This window comes from Sorangium sp. So ce131 (assembly GCF_051519095.1).
Classification (GTDB): Bacteria; Myxococcota_A; Polyangia; order Polyangiales; family Polyangiaceae; genus Sorangium.
In genome coordinates, this window is record NZ_CP150455.1 from 8,866,753 (window position 1) to 8,887,974 (window position 21,222).

At 71.7% G+C, this 21,222-nt stretch carries 17 protein-coding genes; 10 read left to right on the plus strand and 7 right to left on the minus strand.

Annotated features, from left to right (window positions below):
- The first annotated feature begins 237 nt into the window (after nt 1-237).
- Nucleotides 238-1,959: an NAD-dependent malic enzyme gene (locus WMF43_RS31940; protein WP_437670525.1), complete on the plus strand. Its 1,722-nt coding sequence runs from the start codon at nt 238-240 to the stop codon at nt 1,957-1,959.
- A 103-nt stretch (nt 1,960-2,062) separates the two neighbouring features.
- On the opposite strand, the gene WMF43_RS31945 is transcribed toward WMF43_RS31940, so the two are convergent.
- From WMF43_RS31945 to WMF43_RS31955, 3 genes are all read right to left on the minus strand, one after another.
- Complete coding sequence (locus tag WMF43_RS31945) at nt 2,063-2,476, minus strand: hypothetical protein (RefSeq protein WP_437670526.1); 414 nt, start codon at nt 2,474-2,476, stop codon at nt 2,063-2,065.
- Nucleotides 2,477-2,669: 193 nt separating this feature from the next.
- Nucleotides 2,670-4,157 carry a hypothetical protein gene (locus WMF43_RS31950; protein ID WP_437670528.1) on the minus strand — a complete coding sequence of 496 codons (1,488 nt, stop codon included), beginning with the start codon at nt 4,155-4,157 and terminating at the stop codon, nt 2,670-2,672.
- Between the two features lie 265 nt (nt 4,158-4,422).
- Nucleotides 4,423-6,087, minus strand: coding sequence for a Ppx/GppA phosphatase family protein (locus WMF43_RS31955; protein WP_437670530.1), 1,665 nt, complete (start codon nt 6,085-6,087; stop codon nt 4,423-4,425).
- Between the two features lie 50 nt (nt 6,088-6,137).
- Between WMF43_RS31955 and WMF43_RS31960 the strand changes: the two genes are divergently transcribed.
- The 4 genes from WMF43_RS31960 (at nt 6,138) to WMF43_RS31975 (ending at nt 9,930) form a co-directional block, all read left to right on the plus strand.
- Nucleotides 6,138-6,737, plus strand: coding sequence for a hypothetical protein (locus tag WMF43_RS31960; protein WP_437670537.1), 600 nt, complete (start codon nt 6,138-6,140; stop codon nt 6,735-6,737).
- The gene (locus WMF43_RS31965; protein ID WP_437670539.1) at nt 6,734-6,982 is read left to right on the plus strand and encodes a hypothetical protein; all 249 of its coding nucleotides are present in this window, start codon (nt 6,734-6,736) and stop codon (nt 6,980-6,982) included. The genes WMF43_RS31960 and WMF43_RS31965 overlap by 4 nt, the downstream gene beginning before the upstream one ends.
- Before the next feature lie 52 nt (nt 6,983-7,034).
- The gene (locus WMF43_RS31970; RefSeq protein ID WP_437670540.1) at nt 7,035-7,211 is read left to right on the plus strand and encodes a hypothetical protein; all 177 of its coding nucleotides are present in this window, start codon (nt 7,035-7,037) and stop codon (nt 7,209-7,211) included.
- A 352-nt stretch (nt 7,212-7,563) separates the two neighbouring features.
- Nucleotides 7,564-9,930 (plus strand): hypothetical protein, encoded by a 2,367-nt coding sequence (locus WMF43_RS31975; protein ID WP_437670542.1) that lies wholly within the window; start codon nt 7,564-7,566, stop codon nt 9,928-9,930.
- Nucleotides 9,931-10,019: 89 nt separating this feature from the next.
- On the opposite strand, the gene WMF43_RS31980 is transcribed toward WMF43_RS31975, so the two are convergent.
- Nucleotides 10,020-10,547: a hypothetical protein gene (locus tag WMF43_RS31980; protein WP_437670544.1), complete on the minus strand. Its 528-nt coding sequence runs from the start codon at nt 10,545-10,547 to the stop codon at nt 10,020-10,022.
- Nucleotides 10,548-10,682: 135 nt separating this feature from the next.
- Nucleotides 10,683-11,846 (minus strand): class I SAM-dependent methyltransferase, encoded by a 1,164-nt coding sequence (locus WMF43_RS31985; RefSeq protein ID WP_437670546.1) that lies wholly within the window; start codon nt 11,844-11,846, stop codon nt 10,683-10,685.
- 49 nt (nt 11,847-11,895) lie between these two features.
- Between WMF43_RS31985 and WMF43_RS31990 the strand changes: the two genes are divergently transcribed.
- The 3 genes from WMF43_RS31990 (at nt 11,896) to WMF43_RS32000 (ending at nt 14,811) form a co-directional block, all read left to right on the plus strand.
- Nucleotides 11,896-12,834 (plus strand): aldo/keto reductase, encoded by a 939-nt coding sequence (locus tag WMF43_RS31990; RefSeq protein ID WP_437670548.1) that lies wholly within the window; start codon nt 11,896-11,898, stop codon nt 12,832-12,834.
- Nucleotides 12,835-12,920: 86 nt separating this feature from the next.
- A complete protein-coding gene (locus WMF43_RS31995; protein ID WP_437670550.1) occupies nt 12,921-13,595 on the plus strand; it encodes an HAD family hydrolase in 675 nt (224 codons plus the stop codon).
- A gap of 256 nt (nt 13,596-13,851) precedes the next feature.
- On the plus strand, nt 13,852-14,811 hold the full coding sequence (locus WMF43_RS32000) for an N-acetyltransferase family protein (protein ID WP_437670552.1): 960 nt from the start codon (nt 13,852-13,854) through the stop codon (nt 14,809-14,811).
- A 77-nt stretch (nt 14,812-14,888) separates the two neighbouring features.
- On the opposite strand, the gene WMF43_RS32005 is transcribed toward WMF43_RS32000, so the two are convergent.
- Nucleotides 14,889-16,508: an ABC-F family ATP-binding cassette domain-containing protein gene (locus WMF43_RS32005; protein WP_437670554.1), complete on the minus strand. Its 1,620-nt coding sequence runs from the start codon at nt 16,506-16,508 to the stop codon at nt 14,889-14,891.
- Between the two features lie 609 nt (nt 16,509-17,117).
- Here WMF43_RS32005 and WMF43_RS32010 point away from each other — a divergent pair.
- Together WMF43_RS32010 and WMF43_RS32015 are read left to right on the plus strand one after the other, a co-directional pair.
- Nucleotides 17,118-18,482, plus strand: coding sequence for an ABC transporter substrate-binding protein (locus WMF43_RS32010; RefSeq protein WP_437670556.1), 1,365 nt, complete (start codon nt 17,118-17,120; stop codon nt 18,480-18,482).
- Between the two features lie 83 nt (nt 18,483-18,565).
- Nucleotides 18,566-19,708 carry a substrate-binding domain-containing protein gene (locus tag WMF43_RS32015; RefSeq protein WP_437670558.1) on the plus strand — a complete coding sequence of 381 codons (1,143 nt, stop codon included), beginning with the start codon at nt 18,566-18,568 and terminating at the stop codon, nt 19,706-19,708.
- A gap of 12 nt (nt 19,709-19,720) precedes the next feature.
- Here WMF43_RS32015 and WMF43_RS32020 read toward each other — a convergent pair whose 3' ends face one another.
- Nucleotides 19,721-21,151 (minus strand): hypothetical protein, encoded by a 1,431-nt coding sequence (locus tag WMF43_RS32020; RefSeq protein ID WP_437670560.1) that lies wholly within the window; start codon nt 21,149-21,151, stop codon nt 19,721-19,723.
- Nucleotides 21,152-21,222: the final 71 nt, after the last annotated feature.

Genomic DNA, 21,222 nt, shown 5'->3' on the forward strand with positions numbered 1-21,222 from the left:
CTATACCACGAGGCGCGACGCGGGGCCGATCGTGCCTTGAGCCTCGGAGAGGAGCCGAACCGCGCCGGGCGCCCGGCGATGAGCAGCGATGTCCCCGCCCCAGCCCCTCTCGCCAGTCGCCGAGTTCGTCGACGGCCGGCGCCGGACAGGCAAGGCGGACAGACGCCGCGCGCCGCTCGTGAGCGCGGCGGACATCTCACCTGGTGATCTGCGCCGCCACGGCCTAGGCTGCTCTCCATGGCGAGGATCTCGAAATACTTCGACATCAAGAGAGACGCGCTCGGCCGCGAGTACATGGAGGTGTACCTCGACGGAATCGCGCTCCTCCGGCTGGTCATGACCAACAAGGGGACGGCCTTCACGCCCGAGGAGCGCGTGAGCCTCGGGCTCGACGGGCTGCTTCCGCCCCAGGTCAACACCATGGAGCAGCAGCTCGCCCGCGTGTACGGCGGGTTTCGCCGCGAGCCGACGCCGATCGCCAAGTATCAATACCTGCGGGCGCTCCAGGAGCGCAACGAGATCCTGTTCTATGCGCTGCTCGAGCGCTACCTCGGGGAGATGCTCCCCATCGTCTACACGCCGACCGTGGGCGAGGCGGTGCAGCAGTTCAACTTCCTCTATCAGAGCGCGCGCGGCGTCTCGTTCTCTCCCCTCAACATCGACCGGGCCCGGCGCGCGCTCGCGGGCTTCCCCTGGGAGGACGTCCGCATGATCGTCGCGACCGACTCCTCCGCGATCCTCGGGATCGGCGACCAGGGCTACGGCGGGCTCGCCATCCCGATCGGCAAGCTCGCGCTCTACACCGCGGGCGGCGGCGTGAGCCCGTTCCACACGATGCCCGTGGTGCTCGACGTGGGGACGGACCGGGCCGACCTCATCCACGATCCGTTCTACCTCGGCGTCCGCCAGCGCCGCCTGCGCGGAGAAGCCTATTTCGATTTCTTCGACAGGTTCGTCGACGCCGTGAAGAACAGCTGCCCGCGCGCCGTCATCCAGTGGGAGGACCTCTCCAAGGAAGCTGCCTTCTCCGTGCTGGAGCGGTACCGGAAGGTGCTCCCGTCCTTCAACGACGATATCCAGGGGACAGGGGCCGTCACGCTCGCGGGCGTGGCGAGCGCGTGCAGGCTGCGCGGCGAGTCGATCAAGGACCAATCGGTGGTGATCCTCGGCGCGGGGGCGGGCGGGATAGGCGTCGCGTGGGCCATCTGCCAGGGCATGATCCGGGACGGGCTCACCGAGGAGGAGGCGCGCGCCCGCATCTTCGTCCTCGACTCGAAGGGCCTCATCACGAAGGACCGCCCGGTGGAGGAGTACAAGCGCAAGTTCGCGCAGGACCCGGAGAAGATCGCCTCGTGGAAGAGGGCCGGCGCGGTGCCGACGCTGCTCGAGACGATCCAGAACGCGCGCGCGACCGCGCTCATCGGGCTGTCGGGGCAGCCGCGCGCGTTCAGCGAGCCGATGATCCAGGCGATGGCCGAGAACAGCCCGCGGCCGATCATCTTCCCCCTGTCCAACCCGACGAGCTCGTGCGAGGCGCTGCCCGAGGAGATCCTCGCCCTGACGAAGGGGAGCGCCCTCGTCGCCACGGGAAGCCCGTTCGCACCCGTGGAGATCGACGGCAAGACCATCCCCATCGGTCAAGGCAACAACGCGTTCATCTTCCCGGGGCTCGGGTTCGGCTCCATCCTGTCCGACGCGCGCGAGATCACGGACGGGATGGTGCTCGCGGCGGCCTACGCGCTCGTCGATTACACGGCGGAGAAGCACCTCGACAAGGGGCTCATCTATCCCCCGGTGGAGGAGCTCCAGGAGGTCTCCCAGCGGGTCGCCGTCGCGGTCATCCGGGCGGCGTTCGCGGACGGCGTCGCGACCAGCGCGAAGGTGGACGCCGAGGGCGCCGAGGCGTACGTGAAAGCGCGGTTCTGGCGGCCCAGGTACCTGCCGGTCGTGCGCGGATGACGAGGACGACGACCCGCCCCGGGGAGCGCGCGCGCGCGGCGACACCGCCGCGGGCTCCGCGGGGCACACGCCGCGGCCGCGAGCGACGAAGGGGGGCGCCGCCTCAGCTGAGCTGCGCCAGGAACTTCCGGAGCTGCTGCGACTCCACCATCGTCATCACCGGGACGAGCCACGCCTCCAGCGAGGTGGTGTCGCGGAACGCCTTCCGGCTCGAGTTGTGCGCGTCCCGGATCAGCCGCTCCACCTGGAGGCCGAGGATCGCGTTCGTCACCGGCAGCAGGTAGGCCGTCCGATGCACCGTGGCGTTCTGGACGCGCATCATCTCCAGGAACTTCTCCGCGCTCTCGGGCGCGAGCACGTCGACCTGGAGCAGCTCGATGCAGACGATGGCCCCGTGCCGGTTCTGGGTCACGATCCCCTGGATGCGGGCGATGCACGCGTCGACCTCCCCGGGCGGGAGCGGTGATCCAAGCCTCACCTCGATGAGGCGACCGGCCCTGTTGTCGACGGAGTACATGAGCAGAGCTACCGTAGCGTAGACGTTCGAGCCGGAGCGCGTCAATCCGCGGCAAATCTCTGCTCGTACGCGCGCACACGCCGGCGCCGCTTTTATCGCGCGGCCATGCCGGTGTGGTCGGTTGGCATCGGGCGACCGACGTCCCCGACATCGATGCGACAGCGGCCCGGCGAGGACGCCCGAGACGGCTTGCTCACACGTCCGAAGAGAAGATCACCTTGCCGGCGCGCGCCTCTTCCTCGGACGCCGCCTCCCGCTCGGCCTCGACGGCCTTGGCCTCGATCTCCAGATCGGGAAAGCGGTACCGGATCCCCTCGCCCGACTCGAGATCGACGTCGCCGCCGAGCGCCGCCACCTCGCGGGTGATCTCCTCCGGGCGCGGCGCCTCCCCCGCCGCCTCCTCCCAGGCCCGTCGCAGCGCGGCGTCCGTGATCGGCTCCCGGCGCTGCGCGGGCCCGACGCGGGCGAGGATCGCCTGCAGCACCGCCCGCCGGGCGTTCTGCCGGGCGAGCCGACGCTGCTTCAGCGGGCGCAGGAGCGCGCGGCCGAGCGGGAGCGCGAAGAGCGCGAGCGAGAAGACGAACGGGACCACGCCGAGCGCGACCGCCGTCCCCCCTGCGGGCAGCGCCCACAGCGGCTCCCCGCGGGCGAGCAGCCCGAGTTTCTCGATCGTGAGGTGCGCGCCGAGCGCGTAGGCGCTCATCAGCAGGTTGAAGCCGTTGAGCGCCACGATGAGCGCGTTCACCCCCTCGCCGTTCCCCGTGAGCGGCGGCAGCTCCTCGCGCTTCGCCCAGACCGGCGGCGGGGGCGGCGGCGACCCCACGTCCGCCGCCGTCCTGCGGATCGCCTCGAACCGGTAGACGATGCCGCCCTCCTCCGACACGTCGACCGTGCCGTCGTAGTCGAGCATCAGCCGCGCCATCAGCGGGTCCGCCTCGTCGCGGGGCAGCCCCGTCACGCGCATCACGTCGGCGAGCCCGATCCGGCCCCGCTGCGCGCGGATCTCCGCGAGCAGGAGCTTCTCGGTCTCGAGCGGATCGCGCGGGGCCGGCGCCGGGCCGAAGAAGAACCGGTTCACCTTCTCGTAGAACGGCGTCTCGTCCCTCTGCGGCGCGAGGGCCCGGCGCTCGGCGTGCGGCGCGTGCGACGACCACGCCGGCTCCGCCGTCCACACGAACGGCGAGAAGGGGTGGAACGTCCAGAAGAGCGCGTCGGCGACCAGGCGGAACAGGAAGTCGCCGGCGAACGATCCGGAGAAGCCGCCGCCCTCGCGCGAGTCGCTGCTCGATCGGGCGAACATCTGCGCGACCAGGATCGCGAGGAAGATCGCGACGTACGCGATCAGCACGATCGCGATCCACGCGCGGACGACGAAGCGGGCCGCGCCGGCGGCGCCGCGGAGCACCGCGCCGAGCGCGCGCTGGACGCGCGTGCGGGTCTCCCACGGCTTGGTGAAGCCGTGCGGGAAGCGGAAGAGCAGCTCGCCCTCGGTCGTCGCCTTGAGGTGGCCGCGGTGCTCGCTGACGAGCAGGTGCAGTCCGCTCTCGGCGTCGCGCAGCGGCAGGCCGCTCCTCGCCGACGCGTCGGCGAGCGTGAGATCGCCGGTGTGCCCGCGCAGGGCGGACTCGAGGATGCCGGCGGCGCGGCGGGCCTCCATCAGCTTCGGCGTTTCCAGTGTCAACGGTCGCTCGCGTTGGTTCCGCGGCGGGACCGCCGCGCTCGTCGCACGGTCCAGCCGCGCTTGGTCGCGGAGGCGAGGCTGCCCCCGTGCCTGGCTTCATGGTAGCGCGCCGGGCGCCGCGCAAAGGGCGCGGCGAGTTTTTCCGGCGTCAGATTCCGGCGCCAGCTTCCGGTGTCCGATTCCGGCGTCAGCTTCCGGCGTCAGCTTCCGGCGTCTGCTTTCGGCGTCTGATTCCGGCGTCTGCTTTCGGCGTCAGCTTCCGGCGTCAGCTGCCCGCGGTCGCCGCGGCGGGCGGCGGGTGCGACCTCGGCGAGGCGTCGATGATCCGCACCTCCAGGCCGAGCGCTTCGCGCAGCATCCCGGCCTTGGCGACCACCGTCCACTCCTCGAGCGCGCGGTCCTCCGCGCCCTGCACCTCGAGCACCAGCGTGTCGTTCTCGATGCGGCCGGTCACCTCCGCGACCTTGGCGCGGTGCTCGCGATCGAGCGCGTCCGCGATGCGCAGGATCGACGCCATCGCCTTCACCTTGGCGCGCGCGTCGCGCGAGAGCGCGCGGAAGTTGTCGTGCTCCATGCTGGGCGGGGACTTCCGGTGGTAACGCGCGATGTTCGCGACGAGCGCGCGCTCCTCCGGGGAGAGGCCCATGAGGTCGCTGTGGATGATGATGTAATAGCTGTGCTTGTGGTGCCCCTCGTACCGGACGAAGTCGCCGACGTCGTGCAGCAGGGCCGCCGCGCGCAGGAGGATCCGGTCGCGCGGGCCGAGGCGGTGGCGCGGGGCGAGGTCGTCGAAGAGCCGCTCGGCGAAGCGCGCCACGAGCGCGCCGTGCTGCTCGTCGAAGTGGTAGCGGCGGCCGAGGCGGGTGCAGGCGTCGGTGACGGCGGCGGTCTCGCCGCGGAAGTCGGGCCCAACGAAGTGGGCGTGGGCGAGGTCGACGAGCACGCCCTCCTTGAGGCCGACGCCGGGCGCGACGATGAGCGGCTGCGCGAACGCCCGGGCGATGCGGCGGAGGACCGTCGCGGCGGGGACGATGGTGTCGGCGCGGTCGGGGCGGAGGCCGTAGATCTGCGCGCGCTCCTCGGGCGTGCGCGCCGACATCTCGTCGAGCAGGCGCGACATCGCGGCCACGTCGATGGCCCGCCCCTCGGGCGGCGAGCCCGGCGCGGGGCAGAGGTCCGCGAGCGTCTCGATGTTGCCGCCCGTGCCGACGAGCAGGTCGATCCCGGAGCCCGCCCGCTCGCCGAGCAGCTCCGTGATCTCCCGCGTCGCCTCGACCATGACGCGGTCGACGTACTCCTCGACGAGCCGCCGGTGGCTCGCGTCGATGGGGCGGCGATCCTCGAGGAACGTCTCGACCATGCGCACGGTGCCCACGGGGAGCGAGCGCGAGAAGACCGCGCCGCGGCCGCGCAGCAGGGTGAGCTCGGTGGAGCCGCCGCCGATGTCGACGAGCAGCGCCGTCCGCTCGCCGAGCGCGACGCGCTCGCGGACGGCGAGCTGGACGAGCCGCGCCTCCTCGACGCCCTCGATGACCTCGATGTGGAGGCCGGCCTCGCGCGCGGCGCGCTCGACGAAGAGGTCGCCGTTCTGGGCCTCGCGCGCGGCGCTCGTCGCCACGGCGCGGTAGCGGTCGACCTTGGCGGCGTCCATCGCCGCGCGGAAGCGCCGGAGCGCCTCGCAGGCGGCGCCGATTACGCCCGACTCGAGCCGGCCCTTCGTGAACACGTCGTGTCCGAGGCGCACGGACGCGCGGTCGACGTGGACGTCCCGGAACGGGTGGAAGCGCGGCCCCTCGAGCGGCCCGTTCGAGGGCCCGGGGAGCGCCGGGTCCCAGCCGGCGCCGAACGCCCCGAGCGCCGGAGGATCGACGTCGACGATGCGAAGCCGTATCGCGTTGGATCCGATGTCGATCGCAGCGAGCCGCGCCATGTCGGGAGAAGTAGCGAAGCTCCGGGCCGTTGGCTACTCTCATCCCGCTCATGTGGAGGAAGCATCAACGCGGGTCGGGGCCCCGCCTTCGCGGACCCCTTCAGCATCGGCCTTCGGAGGGCGCTCGTCGCCTCTTCGCCGGCGCAATCCTGGGCGCGCGCCTCGCGCTCTCCGCCGCGGCGGCGGCCGGCGCGCTCGCGGTCGCCGGCTGCGGCGGGGGTGAGGCGCGCGCGCCGAACCCGACGCGCGCCCTGGACGAGCGCAGGGCGATCGAGGTGATCCGCAGGGCGATGGCGCAGGAGGGCGCGAAGCCGGCGCTCGGGCGCGAGGTCGAGCTGCTCAGCGGGGCGAAGGTCCGGATCGACGTCGGCGTGCAGGGCCGCTCGTACGGCGTCGCCTACGTGACCGGGGAGGACGCCCAGAAGCTCGGCGCCGCGATCCCGCCCGCGAACGGGCGCGATGAGAAGCTGCGCATCGTGCGCGGCGGGCCGGACGGCGCGGTCCGCATCGTCCTCCTCTACCAGGACAACTACTTCTTCGACGATCTCGTCGGCGAGTCGCACGAGCGCACGGCGATCAGCGCCGAGCGCCAGCTGACGCGCGACGTGCAGGACTTCATCACCTACGCGCGGACGCAGAAGTTCCAGTGAGCGCGCGGGCGGACGTGGACACGCGGCGCCGCGGCGAGGCCGAGCGCCTCGCGCGCCGGGCGCTCGGCGGCGGGGGGCTGCTGCTCGTGGCCGGGCTCGCGCTGGTCGGGGTCGGGCCGTCGGACGCGGGCATGGCGCTCACGGTGATCGCGCTCGCCGCGCTCCTCTACGGCATCCACAGCTTCGGCCGGCTGGGGCCGGAGCGGGACGGCCCGGGGGAGCGGGCGCAGCCTCCGCCGCCTTGAGGCTCGCGTTGAGGCTTGCGGAGCGCGGCGCGTTCGAGCAGCATCCGCCGCCATGCATCGCCCCACGCGTCAGCACCAGCACCTCACCGAGAAGCTCGCCCAGAAACAGCAGCGGAGCGCCCAGAGCTCCCGCAAGCCCGGCCGCAAGACCAAGCGGTGGGGCAAGTGGCTCACGCAGTACGCGCCGCTCGTCGCCGGCGCCGAGGCGGCCGCGCCCGCCGAGAGCTGAGCCCCGGCGGCCCGCCGCGCCGCGGGCTCCCCGCGCCGCCGCGCCGCCCTCCCCCGCCCTCTTCCTGTCCTCCTCCCTTTCAGATCCATCCAGGTCGATGACGACGCCGTGAGCCGGCGCGCGCCGCCGCCTCCCGTGAGGGTGGCGGCGCCGGCTTCGCGCGCGACTTTCTGTGATGGCGGCGTCGATCTCTTGCCACCTAGCCAAGAGCACGACCCCTCGCGAAGTCTGACTACGCGAGCGCCCGGCCGCCTGTCATCAGGTCCGCGCGAGACGAGCGCGCCGGCGCGACACGCGCATCGCATGCGACGCGCGCAAGGGACCACTCCATCTCTCGCGCAAGGAAGGATCCATGGTCGACCGTCCGCCGTCCCTCGCGGCCCGGGCAGCCGCGCTCTTCGCGTCTTCCCTCGTCGTGAGCGGAACATCGCTCCTCGGAGGGTGCCTGAGCCGCCCCATCGAACCGCAAGACACGCGCACGACCAACACCATCGTCGAGCGGCTACCGCAGCGCGTCGACAAGATCGATCTCCTCCTGACCATCGACAACTCGACGTCGATGAAGGACAAGCAAGATATCCTCCAGGACGCCGTGCCGGACCTCGTCGGGCGGCTCGTGAACCCCCGGTGCGTCGATCCGCTGGATCCCAAGAGGTCTTCCGCGCCGAAGCTGCCGAGCGATCCGTGCCCGTCCGGCATGGAGCGCGAGTTCCTGCCGATCACCGACATCCACATCGGCATCATCAGCACGAGCATCGGCGACCACGGCGCGGGCTCGTGCCCGGTGGAGGGGAGCTCCGAGACCGCGCACTTCTCCAAGAACGACAAGGGGCACCTCGTCGCCCGGAGCGACGTCGACGACGCGAGCAGCAATGACAACGATCCGCCCACCTACCAGGGGCTGGGCTTCCTCGCCTGGGATCCGGAGCAGAAGCTGAGCCCCGCGGGCGAGGCGGTCTTCGACGACCTCGCCGGCGGCGGCCTCGTGCCGACGCTGAAGAACATGGTGAGGGGCGTCGGCGACCGCGGGTGCGGCTACGAGTCGCAGCTGGAGAGCTGGTACCGGTTCCTCGTGGACCCCTCGCCGTACGCGAGCATCGCCATGGAGGGCCGCACCGCGGTGCTGAAGGACGTGGACGAGGATCTGCTGGCGCAGCGCCGCGCGTTCCTGCGGCCGGACTCGCTCCTCGCGATCATCATGCTGTCGGACGAGAACGACTGTTCGATCCGCGAGGGCGGCCAATCCTATGTCGCGGCGTATACCAGGAACAACTGGCGGATGTTCCGGCCGCGCAGCGAGTGCGCGGAGAAGGGCCCGGCGGACGCGTGCTGCAAGTCGTGCTGGGAGCCGAGGGGCGACTGCCCGGTGGACCCAACCTGCGGCCCCGAGGGGGAGCCGGCGCGGCTCACCGAGGAGGGGGAGGACCCGTACAACCTGCGCTGCTTCGACCAGAAGCGGCGGTTCGGGATGGACCTGCTCTACACGATCGACCGCTACACGAAGGCGCTGACGGAGCCGACGGTCGCGGACCGCGACGGCGAGATCGTCCCCAACCCGCTCTTCTCGGATCTCGACCCGACCGACGCGAACAACACGGTCCGGTCGCCGGATCTCGTGTTCTTCGCGGGCATCGTCGGCGTGCCGTGGCAGGACATCGCGCGCGTGAACGAGGCGGGGAAGCCCGACCTCATCGCGGGCAAGGACGGCGACGGCAACGACGTGGGCGGCTTCAAGAGCGCCAGCGAGCTCGCCCGCCCGAACGCCGGCGCCTCGAGCACCTGGGAGATCATCCTCGGCGATCCCGCAAAGTACGCGCCGCCCCTGGATCCGCACATGATCGAGTCCCCCAAGCCCCGGAGCGGGGAGAACCCGATCACCGGGACGGCCATCGCCGGCCCGGATTCGCCGGACAACGCCAACGACATCAACGGCCACGAGTGGTTCCCCGACGAGGGGTTCGGCGACCTCCAGTATGCCTGCGTGTTTCCGCTGAAGACGCCGATGGAGCAGGGCGACGACTGCAACGACGTGGTGGACCGCAAGAACCCTCTTTGCGAGAACAGGGCCGACGGCACGGACAGCCCGAGGCAGGTGAAGGCGAAGGCCTATCCAGGCCTGCGCCAGCTCCAGCTCATCCGGGATCTCGGAGACCAGGGCATCGTCGGATCGGTGTGCCCGAAGCAGCTCGAGGACAACCAGAAGGCCGACTACGGGTATCGGCCGGCGGTCGGCGCGATCATCGACCGCCTGAAGACGAAGCTCGGCGGGCAGTGCCTGGCGCGCGCCCTCACGCCCGACGAGAACGGGCAGGTCTCCTGCCTCGTCCTCGAGGCGCGCACCGTGCCCGACGGCCAGTGCCGCTGCGACGAGCACCCGGCGCGGCGGAAGGTGCCGGACCAGCACGCCGTCGCGGAGCGCGAGGTGCTCCAGGACCCGATCTCGAAGGCGAGCGGCAAGAACTGCGTCTGCGAGGTCGAGCAGCTCATCGACCCTGCCGAGCTCAAGGCCTGCCAGGACACGGCGCCGCCGGCGCCGGTCGAGGTCGGGGGCGAGCGGGTGAACGGGTGGTGTTACGTCGACCCGGGGATCGGGGTCGGTGAGCCCGAGGTCGTCGCCAAGTGCCCGTCGACGGAGCGCCGGCAGGTCCGGTTCACCGGCGAGGGCGAGGCGCTGCCCGGCGCGACGCAGTTCGTCATCTGCTCCGGCGACAGCCGGTAGCGCGAGGGCGCCGGCTGCCGAACGGCAGCGGCGCCCGCCCTCCCACGGACGCTCGGGAGGGTCGGCAGCGGCCTCTCACGGCTGACGGATCAGCTGAAGCGCGCCCGGACCGGCGCCGGCTCCTCGCAGATCGGACACACGTCCACGCGCTCGTCGATCTTGCCGCAGTCCTTGCAGTCGACACGATAGCCGTGGAACCCGGGGTCGTGCAGCTCGACGCTCGTCTGCGCCTTGTCCGCGCGCTTCCCTTCGTACTTCACGCGCGCCGGCACGAACGCGATCAAGCGCACCTCGATCTGATCGCACCGCGGGCACCGCTCCGGGACGGCGTACGTGCTCGTCGTCGTGAGCCCGCGCGCGAGGCCGCCTTCGCCGTGGCACCGCGGGCAGCGATCGTCCGTGAACAGCAGGTGCTGGCACGCGCCGCACGCGATCTCGTACAGCCCGTCGACGAACATCTCCCCCTTGTAGACCCACTTGACCCGGCCGACCGGCTCGCCCTCCATGAGCGGCACGAGCCCGTCCACGTAGGAGCGCAGGTTCAGCTGTCGCCCCCCGCACGAGGGACACCCCGCCTCGACGATCTCGGCAAACGCGCGCTCGGAGAGCCTGCTCATGGGGGCCGTCTTCTACCACGCCCCGGCCGCGCGAGGTCGAGGCAGGTGGCTGCCCGGTAGGGACCATAGAAGCGGTCGCCCCGGGTGTACGCATACAGCGAGGCGAGCGTCCCTGTATTCTTTGGCGACGCGGTACTAATTGCCCGCCGTGTGCGCGATCGCGAAGATGAGGTTCCGCTCGAGCCGGATCCCCTGCGGCGTGCGCCACGCCTCGAGCTCCTTGGCCAGCCGATCGCGCAGCTCGCGCTTCTCCTCGGGGCTGAGCTGCGAGAGGTGGTTGCCGAACGAGCCCGCCCCGCTCTGCCGGAAGATCTCGTCGACGTCGGCGGCGTGGTCGACGAAGGTGCGGATCTCCACCGTGTCCGCGATGAACCCGGTGCGCTCGAGCAGCGCCCGGACCTCGTCCACCGTCAGCTTGTGGGCGTTCGTGCCCCGCGCCTCCTTCCCGAGCTCGGCCAGGATCTTGCGCTGCAGCGGCTCGATCTGGTGCGGCCGCTCGCGCGATCCGGTGCTGAACCCGAGCTTGCCGCCGGGCTTCAGCACGCGCGCCGCCTCGCTCAGCGCGCGCTGCTTCTGGTCGTCGTTCAGCCAGTGCAGGACGCTGTTCAGGTACACGACGTCGAAGCTCTTCGTGGCGAAGGCGGAGAGATCCTCGGCGCGGCCGACCGCCGTCGCGAGGTTCGCGCGGGTCTTCTGCCGGGCGATGTCGACGCGGAGCGGGAGGGGGTCGATCGCCACCACGCTGCCCTCGGCGCCGACGATCTCCGCGACGTGCGCCGCGAGCCGGCCCGTGCCGGCGCCCACGTCGAGCACGCGCTGGCCGCTCCGCACGCCCAGCTCGGCGATGAGGAGCTTGCCGTGGTTGAATTGCCGATCGCTGCCGTGCTCGTAGGCCTGGGCGAGCTCCGGGGTGTCGAGTGCAAGGCTGATGGTGGTCATGAGGGCGGCCCGAGCAGGCGCCGTGCCGGCCACGGCGGGAGCGGCGGCGGCCGGCCGCGCGCGCCGGGGGTCCACGCCGCCGCGGGCGACCTGCGCGCCGCAGCCCGCGGCCGCCGCTGCTCCTGGGCCAGCAGGGCTGCTGCCCTGGTGCTGCACCGCGGACAGCGCCGCCGCCGGCGTTTCACGCGGCGGCCCCGAGGCGCCCTGCGCGCCGGGGGCCGGCGGGAGCGCCAGGGATCGCGGTCCCAGCAAGCCGACGGCGGCGACGGCGGCCGCATCGTCGGCGGCGTCGTCGGCGGCGTCGTCGGCGACGGCGACGGTGGCCCGCGGCTCGCTTCTCCTCCCGCCGACGCGCGTCATGGCCTCGTCCGTGCGAGCCGCCAGGGTGACGTCTGGAAGGGATGATCGGATGGAGAAGAGGCGGATCGGGTCGCTCGAGGTGTCGGTCGTGGGCCTCGGGTGCAACAACTTCGGCGGCCGCATCGACGCGCAGCGGACGGCGGACGTCGTCGGCGCGGCGCTCGACGCGGGCATCAACTTCTTCGACACGGCCGACGTCTACGGCGGGACGCGCAGCGAGGAGCTGCTCGGCCGGGCGCTCGGGCGCCGGCGCGGCGAGGTGATCATCGCGACCAAGTTCGGCGTCCCGCTCGACGACCAGCGCAGGGGCGGCGCCAAGCCGGCGTACATCCAGCGCGCCGTGGAGGACAGCCTGCGCCGGCTGGGCACCGACTGGATCGACCTCTACCAGCTGCACCGGCCCGACCCCGAGACGCCGATCGAGGCCACGCTGGAGGCGCTCGACGCGCTGGTCCGCGCCGGCAAGGTGCGCGAGATCGGCAGCTCGAACTTCTCGGCCGACCAGCTGCGCGGCGCCGAGCAGGCCGTCCGCCCGGGCGCGGCGCGCTTCGTGAGCGTCCAGAACGAGTACAGCCTGCTCCAGCGCGAGCCCGAGCGGGACGTGCTCGCGGAGAGCGAGCGCCTCGGCATCGCCTTCCTGCCGTACTTCCCGCTGGCGAGCGGCCTGCTGTCGGGGAAGTACCTCCCGGGCCGCCCCGCGCCGGAGGGCGCCCGGCTGGCGGCGCCGGCAGCGCCGCTCACGGCCCGCTTCCTCACCGACCGGAACCGCAGCGCCGCCGAGGCGCTCGCCGCGTACGCCTCGTCCCGGGGCCGCTCGCTCCTGGAGCTCGCCTTCTCCTGGCTCGCCAGCCGACCGGCGGTCGCGTCCGTGATCGCCGGAGCGACGTCGCCGGAGCAGGTGCACGCGAACGCCGCGGCGGTGGGCTTCCGGCTGACCGCGGACGACCTCCAGGAGATCGATCGCCTGGCGCCGCCGCCGCCGCGCTAGAGAGCGCTGCGCGGGCGGGGGCCGCACCGGCGCCGGTCCTCCGCCTGCTTCCCGTCTCTCCGCAGGCGTCGCTCGGGAGCTCGCCCTTGGCCTCATCACCTCTCCGGGACATCAAGGCCGTCCTGTTCGATCTCGACGGCACGTTGTTCGATCGCGAGGCCGCGGTGCGCGACGTCGTGACGCGCCAGCACGCGGCCTTCTCGGCGGAGCTCGCCGGGGTGCCGCGCGAGCGCTTCGTCGGCCGCGTGCTGGAGCTCGACGCGCACGGCTACGGCGACAAATCGGCGATCTACCCGCGCCTCGTCCGGGAGCTCGGGCTCTCCGAGCCCCTCGCGGCGGCGCTCGAGGCGCACTTCTGGGACACGTACGCCCGCGTGGCCCCGGCGATGCCCGGCGCGTCGTCGACGCTGGCCGCGCTGCGCGGCCGCGGCCAGCGGCTCGGGGTCGTCACCAACGGCAGGGTGCACGTGCAGGAGGCCAAGCTGCGCGGGCTCGACGTCCTCCGCCACCTCGACGTGGTGCTCATCTCCGAGCGCGAGCAGCTCCGGAAGCCGGACCCGGCGATCTTCCGCCGGGCGGTCGAGCGGCTCGGCGTGCGCGCCGAGCAGGCCTGCTACGTCGGAGATCACCCGGTGAAGGACGTGCTCGGCGCCCGCGACGCCGGGCTCCACGCGGTCTGGATCCGCACGCCGCACTTCGCGCCGCCCGCGATCGATCACACGGCGGTCGACGACCTCGGCGAGCTCCTCGCGCTCCTCTGACCCGGCCCGGACGAGGCGCGCTGGAGCCGCGCCGGAGCGGGCGAGGCGGAGGCCGCCGGCCCTGCTTGCGGTCCAAAACGAGGCTTGGCATCCTGCACCGGCGTCCCATGCCGCGCCCGCGCACGACGGCCGTCCTGTCCACCGCCGCGCAGACCGCGCCGCCGGCCCTGCCGCCGCTGCCCGGAGCGGCGCGCGAGGGCGGCGCGGAGCGCGCCCCGGAGGCGCCCGCGCGCGGGCCCTCCCGGAAGGGGGCGCGGTGAGCGCGGGGGCCGGCCTGCCGCCGTTCGCCGACCGCCCGATCGCCGAGGCCGACCTCGCGGCGCTCGCGGCGGCCGTGGAGGACGCCGCGTTCCCGCAGGGCGACTTCTCGCACGCGCGCCACGTGCTCCTCGCCCTGCACCACGTGCGCGCCCACGGGCCCGAGGGGGCGCTCGCGCACATGCGCTCGGCGCTGCAGGCCTTCAACACGCGCCACCCCCCGAGCTTCGGCTACCACGAGACGATCACGGCCGCCTGGATCGCCCTCGTCGCGGAGCACGCGGCCGGGCGCGGCGGGGCCGGCGTGCACGAGCTCGCGGCCGGCCTGCTCCGCCGCTACGGCAGCAGCAAGGCGCTCTTCGCCCATTACTCGCGCGCCCGGCTGCTCTCGGACGAGGCCCGCGCCGCCTTCGTCGCGCCCGATCTCGCGCCGCTGCCGTCCCCGCGCGACGACGTGTACATCCGCCTGGCGACGGAGGCGGACCTGCCCGCGATCGACGAGATCTACGCGCTCTACGTCGAGCGCTCGACCTGCACCTTCGCCACCACGGTGCCGACGCCGGCGGAGCGGCGGGCCTGGCTGCTCGCGCACGGCCCCGCGCACCCCGTCACCGTGGCGGTCGAGCGCGAGGGGGCCGTGGTCGGCTGGGGCTCGCTGTCCACGTGGAACCCGCGCGAGGCGTACGCCCGCTCCGTCGAGGACTCGGTGTACGTGCGCGACGGCCACCACCGGCGCGGGCTCGGCCGCCGCCTCCTCGCCGACCTGGTGAGCCGCGCGATCGTGCTCGGCCACCGCACGATCGTCGCGCAGATCGCGGGCGACCAGGCGCCGAGCCTCGCGCTGCACCGCGCGCTCGGGTTCGAGGACGCCGGCAGGCTCCGCGACGTCGGGTACAAGTTCGACCGCTGGCTCGACGTGGTCCTCATGCAGCGGGCGCTCCCCCACCCCGCCCCCTGATCCTCGCCCGACCCGCCGAGGAGGGCCGGCCGCCGCGCGCGCCGCGCCCCCCGCGCGCGGCGCGGCGAGGCCTCCCGCTACGAGGCCTTGGCGCCCCGGAAGGCGTCCGGGTTCCCCGGGCCCTCGAGGTACTCGTCGTAGGTGCCGTTGAAGAGGCGCGGCCCGCTGGCCGACAGCTCGAGCACGCGGGTGCCGAGCTTGCCCACGAAATGCCGGTCGTGGCTCGTGACGATGACCGTCCCCTTGTAGGCGATGAGCGCCTGGAGGAGCGCGTCGATGCTCTCGACGTCGAGGTGGTTCGTCGGCTCGTCGAGCACCACGACGTTGTTCTTCACCAGGATGAGCTTCGCGAGGAACAGGCGCGCCGCCTCGCCGCCCGAGAGGTTCTCCGTCTTCTTGAGCCCGGCCTCGCCGCTGAAGAGCAGCTTCCCGAGCACCGAGCGGACGTGCTCCTTCGGCGCGCTCGGATCGAAGCGGTACAGCCAGTCGTAGGCCGTGTACCCGGGCTCGATCGCCTCGTGGTGGTCCTGGGCGAAGTAGCCCACGCTGGTGTCGTGGCCCCACGTGATCGACCCGGCGTCGGGCGTGAGCTCGCCGACGAGCAGCTTGAGCAGCGTCGACTTGCCGATGCCGCTCGGCCCGATCACGGCGAGCTTGTCGCCGCGGTTCAGGTTCATGTCGAGCTTCTCGATGACGCGCAGGTCGCCGAAGCTCTTCGCGATCCCGTCGACGCGCAGCACGTCGCGGCCCGAGGGCTTCTCGATCTCGAACTTGATGTAGGGCCGGACGACGCTCGTGCGCCGCACCTGGATGCCCGCCTCGAGCTTCTCGATCTCCTTCACGCGCGACTGCGCCTGGCTCGACCGGCTCGCGCTCGCGCCGAAGCGGGCCACGAAGTCCTTGAGCTCGGCGATCTTCTTCTTCTTCTGCGCGGCGTCGGCGTCCGACTGGCGCTGCCCGGTCGTCTTCTGCTCGATGAAGTCGTCGTAGTCGCCCGTGTAGACGGTGACCGTCTGGTAGTCGACGTCGGCGACGTGCGTCGCGATCGCGTTCATGAAGTGCCGGTCGTGGCTCACGACGAGGAGCGTGCCGCGGAAGGTGTCGGTGAGGTACGACTCCAGCCAGCGGATCGAGTCGAGGTCGAGGTGGTTCGTCGGCTCGTCGAGCAGCAGCACGTCGGCGCCCGCGAAGAGCGTCTGGGCGATGAGGACGCGGAGCTTGTACCCGCCCGCGAGCGTGCTCACCGTGCTCGTGTGCCGCGAGGTCGCGATCCCGAGGCCCTCCAGGATCTCGGCGGCGCGCGCCTCGGCGGTGTAGCCGTCCTCCTCGCCGATCGTGCCCTCCAGCTCGGCGAGCCGCATGCCGACCTCATCGGTCATCTCGCCCTCGAGCAGGCGATCGCGCTCGTGCATCGCGTCCCACAGGGTCCGGTTGCCCATCAGGACGGTGTCGAGGATCCGGCTGGACTCGTAGGCGAAATGGTCCTGCTTCAGGACCCCGACCCGGAGCTGCCGCGGGATCTCGACCGTGCCCTGGTCCGACTCCTCCTCGCCGGAGACGATCTTGAGCAGCGTCGACTTCCCGGCGCCGTTCGCGCCGACGAGCACATACCGCTTGCCGGGGTCGAACCGCATCGAGACGTTCTCGAAGAGGATCTTGGGGCCGTATCGCTTGGTGAGCTTTTCGAGCGTGATCATTGCAGCGGCCGGGGAGTAGCACGGCTCGGCCCGCGGTTCCGGTGAATTTCGGCGGACGCGCGCCGGCGCCCTCCCGCCTGCGCTGGTGGGCCCCGGGCGGGGCGCGGCGCGTGGACCGCGCGGCTCCGGTGTAGGATCCGCGCCGCGGCGGGGAGGAGGTCCGCGCTCGGCGAGGACCGCTGCCGGGCGCGGTCGGCGGGCCTCGGGATCCGGCCAGGCGAAGGCCGGCGCGCGCGCCGGCCCGCTCGCCCATGGAGTCCTCGTCCTCCTGGCGCGCTCAAGGTCGATGGCGGCTCCGCCACCATGGAATGATCGGTCGGCTATCCGTGTGTCTCGAGGCGCGGCGCGCCGGAGGCGCTCGCGGCCCCGCGCTGAGGAGGGCCTCTGTTCTCGCCGCTGTGCTCACCTCTCAGCCTAGCGACCGCGCTCCTCGGAGATCGCGGCATCCAGGCACGGGCGAGGCCCCCTGTGTTCTGCGTTGCGTGAGGGTGTGGGTGTCCGCTCGAGTTCTCGCCGTTTGTTTTTTTCCAGCGTCCCCTTGACAGATCCGCCCTTGGTGCGTTGTCATCGCCGCCGGGTCAAGCATGCACCCTGGGGGGGCCTGCCGCTTTGGATTGCTTCTATCGAATCGGGGCGGCGTTCGTCTCCGCTCACCGCGGGCGATGCGAGCGCTCCCTGCGCGCCGGGCTGCTCGTGGGGCTCGCGTCGCTGAACTCGGCATCATGCGCTTCGACGGCGCCCGATCGGCCCGAGGACGCGGTCGTCATCGGGGCTCTCCTGCCCTTCTCCGGTAGCGAGTCGGCCATCGGCCGCAACCTGGAGCAAGCGATGCTGCTCGCCCTCGAGGACCTGAACGACGCGGGAGGGCTCGACGGGAGACCGTTCTACGTCCGGAGCCGAGACAGCCACTCCAGCTCGGTGCGCGGGCTCGATCAGCTGCTCGAGCTGCTTTACACGGATGGGGTCAACTACCTGGTAGGGCCCGAGGAGAACGAGCTCGCCGGCAAGATCGCGCAGGACGTGAGGTTGAACGACACGTTTCACATGCTGCCGGGGTACGCCGCGCCCACCGTGGCGCGCAGCGAGGCGAGAGGAGGCCGGATGCGGCTCGCCCCCTCCTCGCTCGACGTCGGTTGCGCCCTGGCGAAGGTCGCCGCCCTCGCGCACATCAAGACCGTGAACACCCTCGCCGCGCAGGACGACTACAACTCCACCGTCAGCAGCGCGTTCACGACCCAGTTCGAGTATCTCGGGGGCAGGATCCTCCCCTCCGTGTCGTTCACGTCGGGCGAGCAGACGTACACGAGCAAGATCGACTCCGCGTTCAAGCCGGACGCCGAGCGCACGCTCCTCGCCGCCTACCCCGCCACCGCCTCGACCATCGTGACCGAATGGGCCGGCTCCGGACGCCCGGGCACCTGGCTCCTCGGTCCGGCGCTGCGCGCCGAGGTGCTCCTCGCCAACATCCCTGCGGGCTCCCTCGACGGATTCCTCGGGGTGTCGCCGTCGCTCAGCCTGCGGAGCGAGTGCGATGTCACCGGCGAAGACGAGGAGACGGTCGACTGCACGACCGGGAACGCCGCCGCCTTCATCGAGCGCTTCTCGCGCCGGTGGGACGGCGACACGCCGCTGCCCGCGGCGCACTTCTACTACGACGGCGTCGTCCTCATCGCGATGGGGCTCGTGTACGGAAAGGCGAAGAGCGGGGAGATCCCTTCGTCCGGGCACGCGCTGGAGAACATCATCCGCGAGCTCAACAGCCCCGACCACGAGGCGGTCTCGTGGCGGGATCTGAGGGCGGCGATGCCGAGGCTCCGCGCGGGGATCCCGCTGCGGTACGTCGGGGCAGCCGCCGAATACGAGTTCGACGAGTACGGGGCGAACAGGCATTATTTCATGCAGAGGTGGACCGTCGACGGGGACGCCTTCGTCGATCTGCCCCCCGTCTCCGTGGCCTGCCGCACGCCGGAGTGATCGCGCTCTACGCTCGACTCCCACGCAAATCGACTCTCGCGCAGGGGTTCCGCGCTATCGACCTATCGACGACAAGGAGGGGTATGATGCTGAGGATTGGACGATGCTGGATGGCGGCGCTCGGGCTCGTGCTGGCGACGGCGGCGTGCGGATCGGACGACACGTCGGGCACGAACCAGCAGGCCGCGCCCATCAAGCGGCCGAGGACCCTCGAGAACGAGTTCACCCCGGTGGAGCTCGAGGCGATGATCGACGACCTCGTCGCCGAGATCAACGAGGGCCCGATCAAGCCGATGCAGATGACGGTCCTCCTGAAGACCATCGAAGCCTTCTTTGCGCCGGTCGCCACGGGCGCGAGCCGGGCCATGGGCGAGCTCGGGGTCACGGGGAACGTGATCGGGGCCCAGGCCGTGACGAACGATCAGGCCGCAAAATCGGAGTACCAGAACGATCAGATCGCACAGACGGTGCTCGACGGCGCCGAAGGGATCGGCATCTCGCCGTTCGGCGATGACAACGCGGCCGCCATCGACGAGGCCATCGCGGAGGGAGTCCACGTGGTGACGCTCGACAGCGACGTGGCGCAGTCGAAGCGCGCGCTCTACGTCGGCACCATCAACGAGCCCGCCGGGGCCGCGGCCGCGGCGACCCTGCTCAAGCTGCTGCCCAAGGAGACGCCGGGCACGGTGGTCATCCACGGCAGCACCGACCCGACCTGGGCCCCCGGCCTGGAGCGGACGCGGGGCGCCCGGACCGTGCTCGAGCAAGCTGGTTACAGCGTCGTCGTGCGATCGGTGACCTGGGGCGAGGGCGGCGAGGACGGCGACGTCGAATGGATGAGGAACGAGATCGAGACGGCGGATCCGCCCGTCGTGGGGCTCCTCGGCCTGTTCGACGTCTCGTACTGGTGCGCGCTGGCCGCGGAGGCCGCGGGCAAGCCGGAGCTCCCCGTCGTCGCCTTCGATTTCAACCCGAAGACCGTCGACTACATGAACAAGGGCCTCATCCAGGCCACGCACGTCCAGCGGCAGTACTACGAGGGGTACCTCGTGCCCTACATCCTCTACGGCATCAACAGCCTCGGCCTCAAGGCGACCAAGGCGATCCTCGATCGGCATGACGCGATGATCGACGGCGACCTGGTCAACCTCGGCATCGACGTGGTCCCGGGGGACAAGGTCGATGCCTACAGCGCCTTCCTCGACGAGATCGGCGCGACCCAGTAGCGGCGTCGCCCGTCAGTTCTTGACGAACCCGTTGAAGAGGCCGATGCACATCTCGTCGAGCGAGCTCTCGCCGAGGACGATATCCCGCGGCGCGGTGAGGTTCTCCTCGAGGAGCGCCCGCCGCACGAAGGGGTTATCCATGGTGTTGTCGTAGAGGCAACGCAGGGTCATGACGTCGCCGGTCTTGAGGACGGGGAGCTCCTCGATCGGCGCGTCGAGGGTGTACGTCTGCTGCCAGTTGAAGTCCCACCGCGGCGTCTGGACCACGCACTCCTCGGCCGGATCGCTGCCCTCTGGGCTCGGGCGCTGGACGTCGACCAGCATGTCTGTCCCGACATAATGCATGTGGGTCATCGCGCTGTAGAGCCTGATGCCGTCCACCAGCGACTCCCCCATGAACGTCTCGGGGAGCGTGACCTTCATGACCTCGGTGTGGTCCTTGGCCCCTGCGGGGACGAAGAACTCGGGCCCCTCCCTGTCGTTGGGCCCCGGCTGGAGGCCGTCGCCGTTCGGCCATTGCGACGGGAAGTTGCCGAACGCGATGAAGACGACCCGGTACTCCGGCGGCTCCGGGAGGAACCGCAGCTGTACCTTGGTCGCGTCGGGCTCGGCGACCGTGCCCGCCGGGTGGTAGTGGACCTGCATCACCAGCCTCGAGCCCGCAGGGACGAGGAAGCCGGCGTTGGGCGGGAACTCGGTCGGCCGCCCGCCCGGCACCCACACGCCGAGGACCTGGGTGTCCTGGACGCCGGAGCTGCCGAAGCACTCGTAGCCGCCATCGGCGTCGGCCAGGGCGTCGCTCTCCGCGTGCGGGTCGGTGAAGACCACCACGTGGTGGACGACCTTCGAGTTCCCCGGGACCACGTTCATGCCGTTCACGAACGTGTCCTGCGTGAGCTTCGGATCCATGACGAAGCAGCGGAACTGGTCGTCGTCGCCGCCCGTCACGAACGGCGCCGCGGGCTCGATGGTGGCGCTGACGCCCTCGAGGCCGTGGAGCCCAGGCGGCTCGATCGCGGGGGGCGCGTCCGCGGGGTCGCCCTCGGGGGCGCCGGCGTCGTGCCAGGCCTCGAGGGTCGCGAGCTCCGCGTCGGAGAGCCTGCTGTCGTCCTTCCAGCCGAAGCGCGGCGTGCACTCGTCCGTCTCGATGGCGCCCCAGGGCGGCATGGTCCGCTCCTGCGTCACCGTCACGATCCGGCTCGAGACCTGCTTCACGTCGGCGTAGTCGTTCAGGCTGAAGGGCGCGATCTCGCCCGGCGAGTGGCAGCCCTGGCAGCGCTTCTGCAGGATGGGCGCCACGTCCTTGTGGAACGTCGGACCCGCCGTGGCCGTGGGGTCCTTGTCCGGGGGGCTCACGTCCACAGGGTTGACCGGAGACTCGCTGGCGCAGCCCACGAGGGCGACGAGCGAGCCGAGAACGATAGTCCAAGGCCTGTTGATCATGATCATCATCTCCTCTTCTTTTACGCGTCCTGATTCCACGCGTGCTGAAGACCCGAACGATGGGCGCCTCC

Bases quoted from the DNA above. Each gene is read 5' to 3' on its own strand.
- WMF43_RS31980 (WP_437670544.1), bottom strand. From the start codon at position 10,547: ATGAGCAGGCTCTCCGAGCGCGCGTTTGCCGAGATCGTCGAGGCGGGG.
- WMF43_RS32005 (WP_437670554.1), bottom strand. From the start codon at position 16,508: ATGATCACGCTCGAAAAGCTCACCAAGCGATACGGCCCCAAGATCCTC.
- WMF43_RS31970 (WP_437670540.1), top strand. From the start codon at position 7,035: ATGCATCGCCCCACGCGTCAGCACCAGCACCTCACCGAGAAGCTCGCC.
- WMF43_RS31960 (WP_437670537.1), top strand. From the start codon at position 6,138: ATGTGGAGGAAGCATCAACGCGGGTCGGGGCCCCGCCTTCGCGGACCC.
- WMF43_RS32015 (WP_437670558.1), top strand. From the start codon at position 18,566: ATGATGCTGAGGATTGGACGATGCTGGATGGCGGCGCTCGGGCTCGTG.
- WMF43_RS31975 (WP_437670542.1), top strand. From the start codon at position 7,564: ATGGTCGACCGTCCGCCGTCCCTCGCGGCCCGGGCAGCCGCGCTCTTC.
- WMF43_RS31940 (WP_437670525.1), top strand. From the start codon at position 238: ATGGCGAGGATCTCGAAATACTTCGACATCAAGAGAGACGCGCTCGGC.
- WMF43_RS31985 (WP_437670546.1), bottom strand. From the start codon at position 11,846: ATGACGCGCGTCGGCGGGAGGAGAAGCGAGCCGCGGGCCACCGTCGCC.
- WMF43_RS31945 (WP_437670526.1), bottom strand. From the start codon at position 2,476: ATGTACTCCGTCGACAACAGGGCCGGTCGCCTCATCGAGGTGAGGCTT.
- WMF43_RS31990 (WP_437670548.1), top strand. From the start codon at position 11,896: ATGGAGAAGAGGCGGATCGGGTCGCTCGAGGTGTCGGTCGTGGGCCTC.
- WMF43_RS31955 (WP_437670530.1), bottom strand. From the start codon at position 6,087: ATGGCGCGGCTCGCTGCGATCGACATCGGATCCAACGCGATACGGCTT.
- WMF43_RS32020 (WP_437670560.1), bottom strand. From the start codon at position 21,151: ATGATCAACAGGCCTTGGACTATCGTTCTCGGCTCGCTCGTCGCCCTC.